A 271-nucleotide genomic window follows, 5' to 3' on the forward strand; every position below is an offset into this window, starting at 1 on the left:
CCCAGACGCCCTCATACTGGAAGACGCTCGATCCCAAAGCGGCGGCGCTGCTCGTCGAGTTCGGCGCTGCGGACCGGGCCTCCCTCGGCGCAAAGCAGGTCGAGGTGCTGGACGTCGTCGGCAAGGCCAATCTCATCCGGCCGGTCGAGTTCACCAGCGTCGAGGAGGCGATTGAGCTGGCCTGGCATGTCCGCGAGGGGCTGCTCGGCTTGATCGGCAAGAATCGCGAGGAGGGCTCGATCCTCATCACCGAAGACGTTTGCTTCCCGCC

At 66.1% G+C, this 271-nt stretch carries 1 protein-coding gene; it reads left to right on the plus strand.

Features of this window, described 5'->3' with window-relative positions; translation table 11 throughout:
* A partial coding sequence (locus tag RMT89_RS43185; RefSeq protein ID WP_315889227.1) for an FAD-linked oxidase C-terminal domain-containing protein occupies positions 1-271 on the plus strand: 271 nt, incomplete at both ends.

Source organism: Streptomyces sp. P17 (assembly GCF_032436805.1).
Lineage (GTDB): Bacteria > Actinomycetota > Actinomycetes > Streptomycetales > Streptomycetaceae > Streptomyces.